This window comes from Bordetella pseudohinzii, from assembly GCF_000657795.2.
GTDB classification, from domain to species: Bacteria; Pseudomonadota; Gammaproteobacteria; order Burkholderiales; family Burkholderiaceae_B; genus Bordetella; species Bordetella pseudohinzii.
Genome location: NZ_JHEP02000003.1, coordinates 94,371 through 108,443 on the forward strand (window position 1 = coordinate 94,371; position 14,073 = coordinate 108,443).

The 14,073-nt window shown below is 67.9% G+C and carries 13 protein-coding genes; 6 read left to right on the top strand and 7 right to left on the bottom strand.

Translation table 11 applies throughout. The annotated features are described in order from the left end of the window. Positions 1–70: 70 nt before the first annotated feature. On the bottom strand, positions 71–1,033 hold the full coding sequence (locus L540_RS04760) for a TAXI family TRAP transporter solute-binding subunit (protein WP_043210656.1): 963 nt from the start codon (positions 1,031–1,033) through the stop codon (positions 71–73). Positions 1,034–1,186: 153 nt separating this feature from the next. Between L540_RS04760 and L540_RS04765 the strand changes: the two genes are divergently transcribed. The 3 genes from L540_RS04765 to L540_RS04775 all read left to right on the top strand — a co-directional run bounded on the left by L540_RS04765 (position 1,187) and on the right by L540_RS04775 (position 3,993). Next, on the top strand, positions 1,187–2,368 hold the full coding sequence (locus L540_RS04765; RefSeq protein ID WP_048025911.1) for a DSD1 family PLP-dependent enzyme: 1,182 nt from the start codon (positions 1,187–1,189) through the stop codon (positions 2,366–2,368). Positions 2,369–2,500: 132 nt separating this feature from the next. Continuing rightward, positions 2,501–3,691 (top strand): acetylornithine transaminase, encoded by a 1,191-nt coding sequence (locus tag L540_RS04770; protein ID WP_043210651.1) that lies wholly within the window; start codon positions 2,501–2,503, stop codon positions 3,689–3,691. 56 nt (positions 3,692–3,747) lie between these two features. Further along, positions 3,748–3,993: a DUF1653 domain-containing protein gene (locus L540_RS04775; RefSeq protein ID WP_029577824.1), complete on the top strand. Its 246-nt coding sequence runs from the start codon at positions 3,748–3,750 to the stop codon at positions 3,991–3,993. A gap of 20 nt (positions 3,994–4,013) precedes the next feature. Here L540_RS04775 and L540_RS22120 read toward each other — a convergent pair whose 3' ends face one another. The 4 genes from L540_RS22120 to L540_RS04795 form a co-directional block, all read right to left on the bottom strand. Continuing rightward, entirely contained in the window at positions 4,014–6,041 is a 2,028-nt protein-coding gene (locus L540_RS22120) for an acetyl/propionyl/methylcrotonyl-CoA carboxylase subunit alpha (RefSeq protein WP_043210648.1), read from the bottom strand. A 25-nt stretch (positions 6,042–6,066) separates the two neighbouring features. Continuing rightward, entirely contained in the window at positions 6,067–7,674 is a 1,608-nt protein-coding gene (locus L540_RS04785; RefSeq protein WP_043210646.1) for a carboxyl transferase domain-containing protein, read from the bottom strand. Positions 7,675–7,790: 116 nt separating this feature from the next. Then, positions 7,791–8,972: an acetyl-CoA C-acetyltransferase gene (locus tag L540_RS04790; RefSeq protein ID WP_043210643.1), complete on the bottom strand. Its 1,182-nt coding sequence runs from the start codon at positions 8,970–8,972 to the stop codon at positions 7,791–7,793. 157 nt (positions 8,973–9,129) lie between these two features. Then, the gene (locus L540_RS04795; RefSeq protein WP_043210641.1) at positions 9,130–10,308 is read right to left on the bottom strand and encodes an isovaleryl-CoA dehydrogenase; all 1,179 of its coding nucleotides are present in this window, start codon (positions 10,306–10,308) and stop codon (positions 9,130–9,132) included. Between the two features lie 194 nt (positions 10,309–10,502). Here L540_RS04795 and L540_RS04800 point away from each other — a divergent pair, with 194 nt between their 5' ends. Together L540_RS04800 and L540_RS22060 are read left to right on the top strand one after the other, a co-directional pair. Then, positions 10,503–11,678 carry a M20 aminoacylase family protein gene (locus tag L540_RS04800; RefSeq protein WP_043211131.1) on the top strand — a complete coding sequence of 392 codons (1,176 nt, stop codon included), beginning with the start codon at positions 10,503–10,505 and terminating at the stop codon, positions 11,676–11,678. A 9-nt stretch (positions 11,679–11,687) separates the two neighbouring features. Next, positions 11,688–11,819, top strand: a complete 132-nt coding sequence (locus L540_RS22060) for a hypothetical protein (protein ID WP_257784708.1) — start codon at positions 11,688–11,690, stop codon at positions 11,817–11,819. A 7-nt stretch (positions 11,820–11,826) separates the two neighbouring features. Here L540_RS22060 and L540_RS04805 read toward each other — a convergent pair whose 3' ends face one another. Continuing rightward, positions 11,827–12,207, bottom strand: a complete 381-nt coding sequence (locus L540_RS04805) for a MerR family transcriptional regulator (protein ID WP_043210639.1) — start codon at positions 12,205–12,207, stop codon at positions 11,827–11,829. A 72-nt stretch (positions 12,208–12,279) separates the two neighbouring features. Here L540_RS04805 and L540_RS04810 point away from each other — a divergent pair, with 72 nt between their 5' ends. Continuing rightward, a complete protein-coding gene (locus tag L540_RS04810; protein WP_043210637.1) occupies positions 12,280–13,341 on the top strand; it encodes an MBL fold metallo-hydrolase in 1,062 nt (353 codons plus the stop codon). Positions 13,342–13,356: 15 nt separating this feature from the next. Here the strand turns inward: L540_RS04810 and L540_RS04815 are convergent, their stop codons facing one another. Continuing rightward, a complete protein-coding gene (locus L540_RS04815; protein ID WP_043211128.1) occupies positions 13,357–13,983 on the bottom strand; it encodes a LysE family translocator in 627 nt (208 codons plus the stop codon). Positions 13,984–14,073: the final 90 nt, after the last annotated feature.

The following is a 14,073-nucleotide window of genomic DNA, read 5'->3' on the forward strand; positions in this document are numbered from 1 at the left end:
CCCCGCCGGATAAAGACAGGGCCACGGCTGCAGAGCATGCCGTGGCCTGTGGGGTGTTGCTGGGGGCTGCTTACTTCAGCAGGCCGGCTTCCTTGTAGAACTTCTCGGCGCCCGGATGGAAGGGGATGCCAGCGCCCTTGACGGCGTTCTCCTTGGTGATCAGCTTGCCCTTGGTGTGGCCGGCGGCCAGCGCTTTCTGGGCAGATTCGCCATACATGGCCTTGACGATGTCATAGACGGTCTGCTCGGACAGCTTGGCCGAGGTCACCATTTGGGCGTTGACCGAGATGGTCTTGATCTCGCCCACGCCCTGGTAGGTGTTGGCGGCGATGGTGTCCGGCGTGAAGAACTGCTGGCTGGCGCGCAGCTTGTCGATCTCGGGGCCGACCAGGGGCACGATCTCGATGCCGGCGCCGCTGGAGGCCAGTTCGGCGATGGCGCCAGCCGGCGCGCCGCCCACGAAGAAGAAGGCGTCCAGGCCGCCGTCCTTGATCTTGTCGCCGGCCTGGTTGGGCTTGAGGTACTCGGCCTTCACGTCCTTGTCGGTCATGCCGTAGGCGCCCAGGATGAGGCGCACGTCGACCAGCGTGCCCGAGCCGGGTTCGTCCATGGAGACGCGCTTGCCGCGCAGGTCGGCCACCGACTTGATGCCGGCGCCCTTGCGCGCGACCAGGTGGATGCTTTCCGGATAGAGCGTGGCGATCAGGCGCAGATCCTGGGCCTTGGGCTTGCCGTCGAACGTGCCGGTGCCGCTATAGGCCCAGTAGGCCACGTCGGATTGCGTGAAGCCGGCTTCGAAAGAGCCGCCCAGGATGCCGTTGATGTTGGCCACCGAGCCGTTGGAGGCGGCCGCCGTGGCGATGAGCTTGCCCGGCTGCGAGACCGCGTTGGCGATCATGCCGCCGATGGGGTAGTAGGTGCCGGCGGTGCCGCCGGTGCCGATGCGGAAGAACTGTTGCGCCTGGGCCGTGGTGGCCGCGCCCGCGACGGCAAGGGCGAGCGTGAGGGTCTTGATCCAATTTTTGAGTGACATGTAAAGCTTCTCCGTGTGATCTGAGGCTCTGTAAGTGATGGCCGTTTAGCACCGCCAGTGTGTCACGCGGGGATTGCTTAGCCAATCACCCGGAGGGTATGGTTTACCTGGGGGCCATGGGGCCCTATGGTTATGACTGCCTCAGTTTTGGTTATGGACTCGGGGCCATGCGCGGAGCGAACGCTGGTGACCACACGCTTATCCCAACTTTCCAACGTCCTTTCCCTGCCTGACCCTGCCCTGCCCGGCCAGCCGCTGGCGCAGGTCGACACGCCCAGCCTGGTGCTGGATCTCGATGTCTTCGAGGCCAACCTGGGCGCCATGCAGCAATGGGCCGACCGTCATGGCGTGGCCCTGCGTCCGCATGCCAAGGCGCACAAATGCCCGGAGATCGCGCGCCGCCAGCTGGCGCTGGGCGCCCGCGGCATCTGCTGCCAGAAAGTCAGCGAGGCCCTGCCCTTCCTGGAGGCGGGCATCCGCGACATCCACATCAGCAACGAGGTCGTGGGCCCGGCCAAGCTGGCCCTGCTGGCCCAGATCGCCGTGCGCGCCGATGTGAGCGTCTGCGTGGACAACATGACCAATCTGCACGCCCTGGCCGCCGCCATGGCCCAGGCCGGCGCGCGCATCACGGTGCTGGTCGAAGTCGATGTGGGACAGGGGCGTTGCGGCGTGACCGACGATCATGATGTGCTGGCCCTGGCCCGCGCCGCCGAGGCCATGCAGGGGCTGCGTTTTGGCGGCCTGCAGGCCTACCATGGCTCGGCGCAGCATGTGCGCAGCCACACCGAGCGCGCGGCCATCTGCGGCCAGGCCGCCGCGCGCGCGGCCGGCTATGCCTCGCTGCTGCGCGCCCATGGCATCACCTGCGAACGCATCACGGGCGGGGGCACCGGCAGCGCCGAATTCGACGCCGGCAGCGGCGTCTACACCGAGCTGCAGGCCGGTTCCTATGCCTTCATGGACGGCGATTACGGCGCCAACGAGTGGTCCGGGCCGCTGTCCTTCGGCACCAGTCTGTTTCTGCTGTCCACGGTCATGAGCACGCCGGCGCCCGGCCGCGTCATCCTGGACGCGGGCCTGAAGTCCCTCACCATCGAATGCGGCCTGCCGCAAGTCCATGGCCGGGCGGGCCTGGCCTACGCGGCCGCCAACGACGAGCACGGGGTGGTGCGCGTGCAGGAAGGTGTGGCGGCGCCCGCGCTGGGCGAGGTGCTGCGGCTGGTGGTGCCGCACGTGGACCCGGCCTTCAACCTGCATGACACCCTGGTGGCCTATCGCGAGGAAGCGGTCGTGGGGCTTTGGCCCATCGCCGCGCGCGGCCTGAGCCGCTAGGCCGGGTGCTCCGGCCCCGATTTTTATGCCGCCGGGAGGCCCGGGATGACCGCCCGGCACTTGGCCGCCGCGCCGAGGTGCTAAATTTCAGCTTTCCTCCCACCCCTTCCTGTTTCTTTTTGCGGAACTGCCATGGAATTCAGCCAGTTGAACGTCAATACCCTCATGGAGATCACCTCCCGCCCGGACCTGGTGTTCGTGCGCGGCCAGGGCTCCTGGCTGGAGGATCACGCAGGCAAGCGATATCTGGACTTCGTGCAGGGCTGGGCGGTCAATGCGCTGGGCCATTGCGCGCCCGAGATGCAGCAGGCGCTGCAGACGCAGGCCGGGCTGTTGATGAATCCCTCGCCGGCCTTCTACAACCTGCCCTCGCTGGAGCTGTCCAAGCGCCTGACCGAGGCCTCGGTGTTCGATCGCGTCTTTTTCGCCAATAGCGGCGCCGAAGCCAACGAAGGCGCCATCAAGCTGGCCCGCAAGTGGGGCCGCGTGCATCGCAACGGCGCCTACAAGATCATCACCATGGACCACGGCTTCCATGGCCGCACGCTGGCGACCATGTCGGCTTCGGGCAAGCCGGGCTGGGACACCATGTTCGCGCCGCAGGTCGATGGCTTTCCCAAGGCCGACCTGAACGATCTGGACTCCGTGCGCGCCCTCATCGACGCCCAGACCGTGGCCATCATGCTCGAACCCGTGCAGGGCGAAGCCGGCGTCATCCCGGCCTCGCGCGAATTCATGCAGGGCCTGCGCAAGCTGGCCGACGAGCATGGCATCCTGCTCATCGTCGACGAAGTGCAGACCGGCATGGGCCGCACCGGCTCCATGTTCGCCTACCAGCAGTTCGACGTCGTGCCCGACATCATGACCCTGGGCAAGGGCATCGGCGGCGGCGTGCCCCTGGCCGCGCTGCTGGCGCGCGAGTCGGTCAGCGTGTTCTCGCATGGCGAACAGGGCGGCACCTACAACGGCAATCCCCTGTGCACGGCCGTGGGCGTGGCGGTGTACGACGCGCTGGCCGCGCCGGGCTTCATGGACGGCGTGCAGACGCGCGGCCGCCAGCTCTCCGAGGGTCTCCTGACCCTGTCGGCCAAGCACGGCCTGCAAGGCGAGCGCGGCATGGGCCTGCTGCGCGCCCTCAAGCTGGACGGCGAATATGGTCCGGCCATCGTCGAGGCCGCCCGCCAGCTGGAGCCGCAAGGCCTGCTGCTGAACGCGCCGCGCGGCAACCTGCTGCGTTTCATGCCGGCCCTGAACGTCTCCGAAGCCGAAATGGCGACCATGCTGGAGCAGCTCGATCACCTGATCGCCACCGTCCGCAAGTAAGCCTTGCATTGTCCCGCGGCAGCCGCGTCATGCGGCTGTCGTGCTTTGGAGCCGCCATGTCCGCCATCGAGGACTTCCGCCCCGGCGTCTATCGCCACTACAAGGGCCAGCATTACCTGGCGCTGGGCCTGGCCCGCGCCGACGAAACCGACGAGACCGTCGTCGTCTATGTGCGGCTCTATCCGCGCGACGGCCTGCCCATGAACACGCGCCTGCTGCGCATCTGGAACGAGACCGTCAGCACCGAGGCCGGCGAACTGCCGCGCTTCAGCTATGTGGGGCCGGCCAGCCCGGCGGCCTGACGGCCCGCCGGGCCGCGGCCTTACTGGCCCGCCTCGCCCAGGGCGATGAGGGCCACGCCTTCGGCCACCTGGTCGCCCAGCGAATAAAAGATTCCCGTCACCACGCCCGCGGCCGGCGCGGTGATGGTGTGCTCCATCTTCATGGCTTCCATGACCAGCAGCGCCTGGCCTTTTTCGACGCTGTCGCCGGCCTTGACCGCGACCGCGATGATCTTGCCCGGCATGGGGGCGGTCAGGCCGCCCCCATGGCCCTCATGGCCGTCGTCCACATGCCGGTCCAGGCGCTGCAGCACGACGGTGTCGCCCTGGCGGAACACATGGGCGCGGTCGCCGTGCAGTACGACATTGCCGCTCACATCGCGCCCATCGAGCGACAGCCGCAGGCCATAGGCCAGTTCGGGGTTGGCGCTGGGGTGGGCGCGCCATTGCAGCGCCATCGGGGGCGCGCCGTCCACGCTCAGCGACCAGCCTTCGGGGCCGCGCGCGAGCGCGGCCTGGCGGGTGCCGCCCTGATCGTCCCAGGGCAGGACGCGGCGGTAGTGTCCGCCCAGGCGCCAGCCGTCGCGCGCCGCCCAGGGGTCGGCATCGCGCGCCGCGCGCCGCGTGTCGCTGGCCAGGCCTTCGTTCACCAGCACGGCGACACTGGCCAGGGCCAGGGATGCGGGGCTGGCCGGCTGCGCCTCGGGCAGCAGGGTGGCGCGGCGGCGCTCGATCAGGCCGGTGTCCAGGTCGGCGCCGGCAAAGGCTTCGTCGTGCATGAGCCGGGTCAGGAAGGCGACATTGGTCTGCACGCCTACGGCCTGCGTCTGCGCCAGCGCCTGCACCATGCGCGCGCGGGCCTGGTCGCGGTCCGCGCCGCGCACGATGAGCTTGGCGATCATGGGATCGTAATAGGGCGTGATGGTGTCGCCCATGCGCACGCCGCCATCGACGCGGATATCGCCGTTGCAGAATGCCGTGTGCGGCGGCAGCGCCAGATAGGAAAGCGTGCCGATGGAGGGCAGAAAGCCTTTCTCGGGGTTCTCGGCGTAGATGCGCGCTTCGATGGCATGGCCGTCGATGCGCAGCTGGTCCTGCGTCAGGGGCAGCGGCTCGCCGGCGGCCACGCGCAACTGCCATTCGACCAGGTCCAGGCCGGTGATCATCTCGGTGACCGGGTGTTCGACCTGCAGGCGCGTGTTCATTTCCATGAAATAGAAGCGCCCGTCGGGTTCGGCGATGAACTCCACCGTGCCCGCGCCCACATAGCCCACGGCCTTGGCGGCGGCCACGGCGGCTTCGCCCATGGCCTGGCGGCGTTCGGGCGTCATGCCGGGCGCCGGGGCCTCTTCGATGACTTTCTGGTGGCGGCGCTGCACCGAGCAGTCGCGCTCGAACAGGTAAAGGCATTGGCCATGGCTGTCGGCGAATACCTGGATCTCGATATGGCGCGGCTTCTGCAAGTAGCGCTCGATAAGCACGCGGTCATCGCCGAAGCTGGCGCGCGCCTCGCGCTGGCAGGAAGCCAGGGCCTCGAGGAAGGCGGCGCTGGACTCGACCACGCGCATGCCCTTGCCGCCGCCGCCGGCGCTGGCCTTGATGAGCACGGGATAGCCTATCTTGTCGGCCTCGCCGCGCAGAAAGGCCGGGTCCTGATTGTCGCCGTGGTAGCCCGGCACCAGCGGCACGCCGGCGCGCTCCATGAGCGCCTTGGCGGCCGACTTGCTGCCCATGGCGGCGATGGCCGAGGGCGGCGGGCCGACGAAGGCGATGCCGGCGTCGGCCGCGGCTTGGGCGAAGGCTTCGTTTTCGGACAGGAAACCATAGCCCGGATGGATGGCCTGCGCGCCGCTGGACAGGGCGGCCCGCAGGATGGCGTCGGCGCGCAGATAGCTGGCGCGCGGCTCGGGGCCGCCGATATGCACGGCCGCGTCACAGGCCGCGACATGGCGCGCGTCCGCGTCGGCATCCGAATAGACCGCGACCGTGCGCAGGCCCAGGCGGCGGGCAGTGGCGGCTACGCGGCAGGCAATCTCGCCGCGGTTGGCAATCAAGAGCGTGGTGAACACGAGCGACTCCTTGGCGCGGCGTGGCTTACATGCGGAACACGCCGAAGCGCGTATCTTCGATGGGGGCGTTCAGGGCCGCGGACAGGGCCAGGCCCAGCACGCGGCGAGTATCGGCAGGCGCGATGATGCCGTCGTCCCACAGGCGGGCCGTGGCGTAATAGGGATGGCCCTCGCGTTCGTACTGGGCGCGTATCGGCGCCTTGAAGGCTTCTTCTTCCTCGGCGCTCCATTGCGCGCCGCGGCTTTCGAGGCCGTCGCGCTTGACCGTCGCCAGCACGCTGGCCGCCTGCTCGCCGCCCATCACGGAGATGCGCGCATTGGGCCACATGAACAGCAAGCGCGGCGAGTAGGCGCGGCCGCACATGCCATAGTTGCCGGCGCCGAAAGAGCCGCCGATCAGGATCGTGAACTTAGGCACCCTGGCCGTCGCCACGGCGGTCACCATCTTGGCGCCGTGGCGCGCGATGCCCTCGTTTTCGTATTTGCGGCCGACCATGAAGCCGGTGATGTTCTGCAGGAAGACCAGCGGGATCTTGCGCTGCGCGCACAGCTCGATGAAGTGCGCGCCCTTCTGGGCCGATTCGGAAAACAGGATGCCGTTATTGGCCACGATGCCCACCGGCATGCCGTGGATGTGGGCAAAGCCGGTGACCAGCGTGGTGCCGTAGCGGGCCTTGAACTCGTCGAATTCGGAGCCGTCGACGATGCGCGCGATGACTTCGCGCACATCGAAGGGCTTGCGGGTATCGGCGGGAATGATGCCGTTGAGCTCGGCCGGGTCGTAGCGCGGCTCGCGCGGTTCGGCCAGGGCCAGCGGCCGCGGCTTCTGGCGGTTCAGGCGGGCCACCGCGTTGCGGGCCAGCTCCAGCGCATGGCGGTCGTTGGCGGCCAGGTGGTCGGCCACGCCCGACAGCCGCGTGTGCACGTCGCCGCCGCCCAGGTCTTCGGCGCTGACCTCTTCGCCGGTCGCCGCCTTGACCAGGGGCGGGCCGCCCAGAAAGATGGTGCCCTGGTTCTTGACGATGATGGATTCATCGCTCATGGCCGGCACATAGGCGCCGCCGGCCGTGCACGACCCCATCACCACGGCGATCTGCGCGATGCCCTGGGAGGACATCACGGCCTGGTTGTAGAAGATGCGGCCGAAGTGATCGCGGTCAGGGAAGACCTCGTCCTGGCGCGGCAGGTTGGCGCCGCCCGAATCGACCAGGTAGACGCAGGGCAAGTTGTTCTGCTGCGCGATCTCCTGCGCGCGCAGATGCTTCTTGACCGTCATTGGATAGTAGGTGCCGCCCTTGACCGTGGCGTCATTGCACACGATGACGCATTCGGTGCCGGCGATGCGGCCGATGCCGGTGATCAGGCCCGCGCCCGGCGCTTCGCCGTCGTACATGCCATGCGCGGCCAGGGGCGAGAGTTCCAGGAAGGGGCTGCCAGGGTCGACGAGCTGTTCGACACGTTCGCGCGGCAGCAGCTTGCCGCGCGCGACATGCTTGGCACGCGCGCTTTCGCTGCCGCCAAGCGCGGTCGCGGTTATCTGGCGGTCGAGGTCGTCGAGCACCGTCTGCATGGCGCTCGCATTGGCTGCGAAATCGGCGCCGCGCGTATCGATGCGGGATTCGATGATGGGCATGGCCGTCCTGGCTCGGTTCGGGGAAAGGGGCGCGCCCGGGATGGGCGCGGTTTGTCTCGTTATGGGTATGCCGGCCTGTCGTTGCGGCGGCCGGGCTGGGCCCGGCCGCGGGCCGGTCAAAGCATTTCGATGGCCATGGCCACGGCCTCGCCGCCGCCGATGCACAGAGTCGCCACGCCTTTCTTGCCGCCTTGCTGGCGCAGGGCGCCGATCAGGGTGGCCATCAGGCGGGCGCCGGAGGCGCCGATGGGGTGGCCCAGGGCGGTGGCGCCGCCGTGGACGTTGACCTTGTCGCGCGGCAGATCGAAGTCCTTCATGGCGGCCATGGTGACCACGGCGAAGGCCTCGTTGATCTCGTAAAGGTCGACATCGCTGGCCTTCCAGCCCGTCTTGGCGAACAGGTTCTTCAGGGCGCCGACCGGGGCGGTCGTGAACCACTGCGGTTCCTGCGAATGCTGGGCGTGGGCCACGATGCGCGCCAGCGGCTTGACGCCGAGCTTCTCGGCGGTCGAGGCGCGCATCAGCACCATGGCGGCCGCGCCGTCGGAAATCGACGAGGAATTGGCGGCCGTCACCGTGCCGTCTTTCTTGAAGGCCGGCTTGAGCGTCGGGATTTTCTCGGGCATGGCCTTGGTCGGCGCTTCGTCGGTGTCGATCACGGTGTCGCCCTTGCGGCCGGCCACGGTGACGGGGGTGATTTCCCACTTGAAGCTGCCGTCTTCGGTGGCGGCGCGGGCGCGGCGCAGCGATTCCAGCGCGAAGGCGTCCTGGTCTTCACGGCTGAAGCTGTACTTGGCGGCGCAGTCTTCGGCGAACACGCCCATGGCCTTGCCGCGGTCGTAGGCGTCTTCCAGGCCGTCCAGGGCCATGTGGTCGTAGACGGTGCTGTGGCCGTAGCGGTAGCCCTGGCGGCCTTTCAGGAGCAGATAGGGCGCATTGCTCATGCTCTCCTGGCCGCCGGCGACCACGACGTCGGCCGTGCCGGCCAGCAGCAGGTCGTGGCCGAACATGGCCGCCTTCAGGCCCGAGCCGCAGACTTTGTGGATGGTGGTGCAGCTCACGCCCAGCGGCAGGCCGGCGCCCAGCGCGGCCTGGCGGGCGGGCGCCTGGCCCTGCCCGGCCTGCAGCACGTTGCCCATGATGACTTCATTGACCAGCTCCGGCTTGAGGCCGGCGCGTTCGACGGCGGCCTTGATGGCGACGGCGCCCAGCTCATGGGCGGACAGGCCGGACAGACTGCCCATCATGCTGCCCATGGGCGTGCGGGCAACGGAAACGATGACGATAGGATCGGACATGACTTGCTCCTTTAAATCGGGACAGGACTACGCGGCCCGGCAGCGCCGGACCCTGTCTGTATCGTAAAAGAAAAGCGCCGCCCGCCAACCCGGCCGCGCGCCGGATGCGCTTGCGGCAGATCAGGAATCCTTGGCATAGGCGGGCCCGCGCTCGGGATCAGGCGGTTTCGTTGAACAATTCCCGGCCGATCAGCATGCGGCGGATCTCGCTGGTGCCAGCGCCGATTTCATAGAGCTTGGCGTCGCGCCACAGGCGGCCGACCGGATATTCATTGATATAGCCGTTGCCGCCGAGCAGTTGGATGCCCTCGCCGGCCATCCAGGTGGCGCGCTCGGCGGTGTACAGGATGAGGGCGGCGCAGTCCTTGCGGACCTGGCGCACATGCTCGCGGCCCAGGCGGTCGAGATTCTTGCCCACGGTGTAGCAGAAGGCGCGGCTGGCCTGCAGCGTGGTGTACATATCGGCCATCTTGCCCTGGATGAGCTGGAACTCGCCGATGGCCTGGCCGAATTGCTTGCGGTCGTGAACGTAGGGCACGGCGACGTCCATGACGGCCTGCATGATGCCCAGCGGCCCGCCCGACAGCACGGCGCGCTCATAGTCCAGGCCGCTCATCAGCACCTTCACGCCGCCATTGAGCTGGCCCAGGATGTTTTCTTCGGGGACTTCGCAGTCCTCGAACACCAGTTCGCCGGTGTGGCTGCCGCGCATGCCCAGCTTGTCCAGCTTCTGGGCCACCGAAAAGCCCTTGAAACCCTTTTCGACCAGAAAGGCCGTGATGCCGCGCTGATGCGCCTGGGGATCGGTCTTGGCGTAGACGACCAGGGTGTCGGCGTCCGGGCCGTTGGTGATCCACATCTTGCTGCCGTTCAGGACGTAGCGGTCGCCCTTTTTCTCGGCGCGCAGGCGCATGCTCACGACATCGGATCCCGCGCCGGGCTCGCTCATGGCCAGCGCGCCGACATGCTCGCCGGAGATCAGCTTGGGCAGATAGCGGGATTTCTGCGCATCCGTGCCATTGCGGTAGATCTGGTTGACGCAGAGATTCGAGTGCGCGCCATACGACAGGCCCACCGAGGCGCTGGCGCGCGAGATTTCTTCCATCACCACCATATGGGCCAGATAGCCCAGGCTGGTGCCGCCGTACTCCTCGCTCACCGTCATGCCCAGCACGCCCAGCTCGCCGAACTTGCGCCACAGATCCATCGGGAATTGATCGCTGCGGTCGATCTCGCCGGCGCGCGGAGCAATCTCGCTCAGGGCGAAACTGCGCACGGCATCGCGCAGCATGTCCAGGTCTTCGCCCAGATCGAAGTTCAGGCCAGGAATGTTCATCGATGTCTCCGTGATAGTAAGTGCTCGCACGCGCCGCGCCGCCCCAGGGTGTCCGGGCGGATGATGCAGTGCAAATATTACGTTTACGTAAACGTAAAGATCAGTCGGGTTTTCCCTAGGCCCGGGCGGCCTCGGGGCGATTTGCCCCAGGTAAGATGCCGCGCCATCATTGCCATTCCGTAGAAACAGGGGGAATCACCATGCTAGCCAATCTGGACGACATCGTCGCTTTGCGCCGCGACATCCATGCCCATCCGGAGCTGTGCTACGAAGAGCATCGCACCGCCGCCCTGGTGGCCGACACCCTGCGCGGCTGGGGCATCGAGGTCCATACCGGCATCGCCAAGACCGGCGTCGTCGGCGTCCTGAAGCTGGGCGCCTCGCCGCGCGCCATCATGCTGCGCGCCGATATGGACGGCCTGCCCATGCAGGAAGAAAATCAGTTCGCCCACCGTTCGCGGCACGAGGGCAAGATGCACGGCTGCGGCCACGACGGCCATATGGCCATGCTGCTGGCGGCCGCGCGCCATTTGAAGACGCATGGCGGCTTTGACGGCACGGTCTATTTCACTTTCCAGCCCGCCGAGGAAGGCGGCGCGGGCGGCCGCGCCATGATCGAGGACGGCCTGTTCGAGCGCTTTCCCTGCGAGGCCGTCTTCGGCATGCATAACTGGCCCGGCATCGCGGCGGGCGCCTTCGGCGTGTGCGCCGGACCGATGATGGCCGCGGCCAATGGCTTTCGCATCACGGTCAGGGGCAAGGGCGGCCATGCCGCCGCGCCCCAGGACTGCGCCGATCCGGTGCCGGCCCTGTTCGCCATCGGCCAAAGCCTGCAGACCATCCTGACGCGCAGCAAGCGTCCGCTGGATGCGGCCGTGCTGTCCATCACCCAGGTCCAGGCCGGCGGCCCTGTGATCAACGTCATCCCCGACAGCGCCTGGCTGGGCGGCTCGGTGCGGGCCTATCGTCCCGAGGTGGTGGACCTCATCGAGCGCCGCATGCGCGAGGTCGCCGCCGGCGTGGCCGCCGCCCACGGCTGCGAGGCCGATGTGTTCTTCGAGCGCCGCTATCCTGCCCTGATCAACACCGAGGCCGAGACCGCCTTCTGCCTGGACGTGATGCGCGAGGTGGCCGGCGAGGACGGCGCGCGCGTGATCGAGCCCGTGATGGCCTCCGAGGATTTCGCCTTCCTGCTGCAGGCCAAGCCGGGCTGTTATGTCTTCATCGGCAATGGCGATGGCGGCCACCGCATGGCGGGCCATGGCCTGGGGCCCTGCAATCTGCACAATGTGAGCTATGACTTCAACGACGCCTTGATCGCGCCCGGGGCAAGCTACTGGGTGCGGTTGGTGCAGCGCTATCTGGCCTGAGGCGGGCCGTTGACAACACCGCTCGCCAAATCCTATCTGCGGCCGGGCACGGGGGTGGGCGAGGCTTTCACCCGGCAGGTGCGCCAGGAGTACGCCGGCAGCGCGCGGATCATCGAGGCCAACGCCATCAAGGCCGAGTGAGGCCGCCTCAGGCCTTGCTGGCCAGCAAGGCCTGGCACTGCCGTTCCTGGGCGCTGATCTCGGCCAGGGTGTCCTCGATATCGCGCCGCTGCTGCTCCAGCGTGGCGCGGTGCTGGCCGAGCACCGACAAGTATTGGCGCAGCTGCGCCTCGCTGTCGCCCGGGCCATCGTACATATCGATGAGGCTGCGGATCTCCGACAATTGCAGGCCCAGCCGCTTGCCGCGCAGCGCCAGCTTCAGGCGCGTGCGGTCGCGCGCGCCATAGATGCGGTTGCGGCCTTCGCGCTGCGGGCTGACGATGCCCTGATCCTCATAAAAGCGGATCGTCCGGGGCGTGATGTCGAACTCGCGCGAGAGCTCGGAGATGGTCCAGGTTGACGGGGACATGCGGTGTGTGGCAGTTTACGTAAACGTAAATTATGATGCCTTGACCCCGGCGTCAAGGGTGCGAGACGAGACATGAATCCCAATGAGCAGAAGTTGCAATACCCCTGGGGCGATGCGCAGCCCCAGCCCGGCCATGCTCAGGAGGTGGCGCCCGGCGTGAAATGGCTGCGCATGCCCCTGCCCTTTGCGCTGGACCACATCAATCTCTGGCTGCTGCGCGATGAGATCGATGGCCGCCAGGGCTGGACCATCGTCGATTGCGGTATTTCGCGCGACGAGGTCAAGACGCTCTGGGAGCAGGTGTTCGAGCAGGAGCTGGACGGCCTGCCCGTGCTGCGCGTGCTGGTCACGCACATGCATCCGGACCACGTCGGCCTGGCCGACTGGCTTTGCCAGCGCTGGCAGGCGCCGCTGTGGATGAGCATGACCGATTTCATGGTGGCCTCGCTGTGGTCCAGCCGGGCCGGCGGCAGCGGCGCCGGCGGCGAAGGCGCGGTGGCGCACTTTGCCCGCCACGGCCTGACCGACCCCGACGCGCAGGCGCAGATCCGCCAGCGCGCGGGCTATTACCCCAATCTGGTGCCCGGCATGCCGGCGCGCTTTACCCGCGTCATGGATGGCGACCTGATCCGCATCGGCGGGCACGACTGGCGCGCCATCGCGGGCTACGGCCACGCGCCGGAACACCTGTCTTTCTTCTGTGCCGACCTGGGCCTGCTGATTTCCGGCGACATGGTCCTGCCGCGCATCTCGACCAACGTCAGCGTGTTCGACCACGAGCCCGAGGCCAATCCCCTGCCGCTGTATCTGCGTTCGCTCAATGCCTATGTGGACCTGCCCCAGGACACCCTGGTGCTGCCTTCGCATGGCCGTCCTTTCCGGGGCCTGCACGAACGCATCGCGCAGCAGCAGCAGCACCATGCCGAGCGCCTGGCCGAGGTCATGCAAGCCTGTGCGCAGGCGCCGCAATCGACCACCGACATCGTGCCGGTGCTCTTTCACCGCAAACTGGATCTGCACCAGCTGACCTTCGCCATGGGCGAGGCGCTGGCGCATCTGCACGCGCTTTACTTCGAGGGCCGGCTCAAGCGGGCCACGGGCGACGACGGCATCGTGCGTTTCCGCGCGGCCTGAGCACCCGGGCGGCCGTCAGCGGCTGGCGGTCGCCAGCCGCAGGGCCAGCCCGATGAAGACCACGCCGGCCAGCCGGTTGAGCCAGCGCTGCGCGGTGGCCGAGCGCTGCAGCATCTGCCCGAAGGCGCCCGAGAATATCGCGATGGCGCCGAAGACCAGCAGCGTGGCCACCATGAAGACCGCGCCCAGCTCGACGATCTGCCAGGCCATGGGGCCGGCGCCCGGACGGGTGAACTGCGGCAGGAAGGCAAAGAAGAACAGCAGCACCTTGGGATTGGTGAGGTTCATGATGATGCCGCGCCGATACAGCGCGCCGGCGCGCAGGGCCTCGGGTTTTTCGGCCGTGCCCGCGCCCACGGGCGCGCGCAGAATCTGCCAGGCCAGATAGAGCAGATAGGCCGCGCCGGCCAGCTTGAGCACCATGAAGGCAGCCGGCGAGGCCGCGAACACCGCGGCCAGCCCCACCGCCACGGCCGCGGTATGGCCCAGCAGGCCGGTGCACAGGCCCAGCACGACCAGAAAGCCCGCCTTGCGGCCCCAGATGGCCGATTGCATCAGGACGAAGAGATTGTCGGGGCCGGGCGTGAGGGCCAGCAGCACGGCGATGCCGAAGAAGGCGATCAGGGTATCGAGAGGCAGCATGAGAGTCGGGGCGAAAAGAGGAAGATCGCGGCGGGCCGCGCTTTCGGCATCATAGGCCAAGTGGCGCCCGGCTTTGGGTAATATCGATCC

What these genes read in the sequence shown, in the direction of transcription:
- L540_RS04810 (WP_043210637.1), top strand. Translation starts at nt 12,280, where the DNA reads ATGAATCCCAATGAGCAGAAGTTGCAATACCCCTGGGGCGATGCGCAG.
- L540_RS04805 (WP_043210639.1), bottom strand. Translation starts at nt 12,207, where the DNA reads ATGTCCCCGTCAACCTGGACCATCTCCGAGCTCTCGCGCGAGTTCGAC.
- L540_RS04770 (WP_043210651.1), top strand. Translation starts at nt 2,501, where the DNA reads ATGGAATTCAGCCAGTTGAACGTCAATACCCTCATGGAGATCACCTCC.
- L540_RS04785 (WP_043210646.1), bottom strand. Translation starts at nt 7,674, where the DNA reads ATGCCCATCATCGAATCCCGCATCGATACGCGCGGCGCCGATTTCGCA.
- L540_RS04795 (WP_043210641.1), bottom strand. Translation starts at nt 10,308, where the DNA reads ATGAACATTCCTGGCCTGAACTTCGATCTGGGCGAAGACCTGGACATG.
- L540_RS04760 (WP_043210656.1), bottom strand. Translation starts at nt 1,033, where the DNA reads ATGTCACTCAAAAATTGGATCAAGACCCTCACGCTCGCCCTTGCCGTC.
- L540_RS04775 (WP_029577824.1), top strand. Translation starts at nt 3,748, where the DNA reads ATGTCCGCCATCGAGGACTTCCGCCCCGGCGTCTATCGCCACTACAAG.
- L540_RS04765 (WP_048025911.1), top strand. Translation starts at nt 1,187, where the DNA reads ATGGACTCGGGGCCATGCGCGGAGCGAACGCTGGTGACCACACGCTTA.
- L540_RS04815 (WP_043211128.1), bottom strand. Translation starts at nt 13,983, where the DNA reads ATGCTGCCTCTCGATACCCTGATCGCCTTCTTCGGCATCGCCGTGCTG.
- L540_RS04790 (WP_043210643.1), bottom strand. Translation starts at nt 8,972, where the DNA reads ATGTCCGATCCTATCGTCATCGTTTCCGTTGCCCGCACGCCCATGGGC.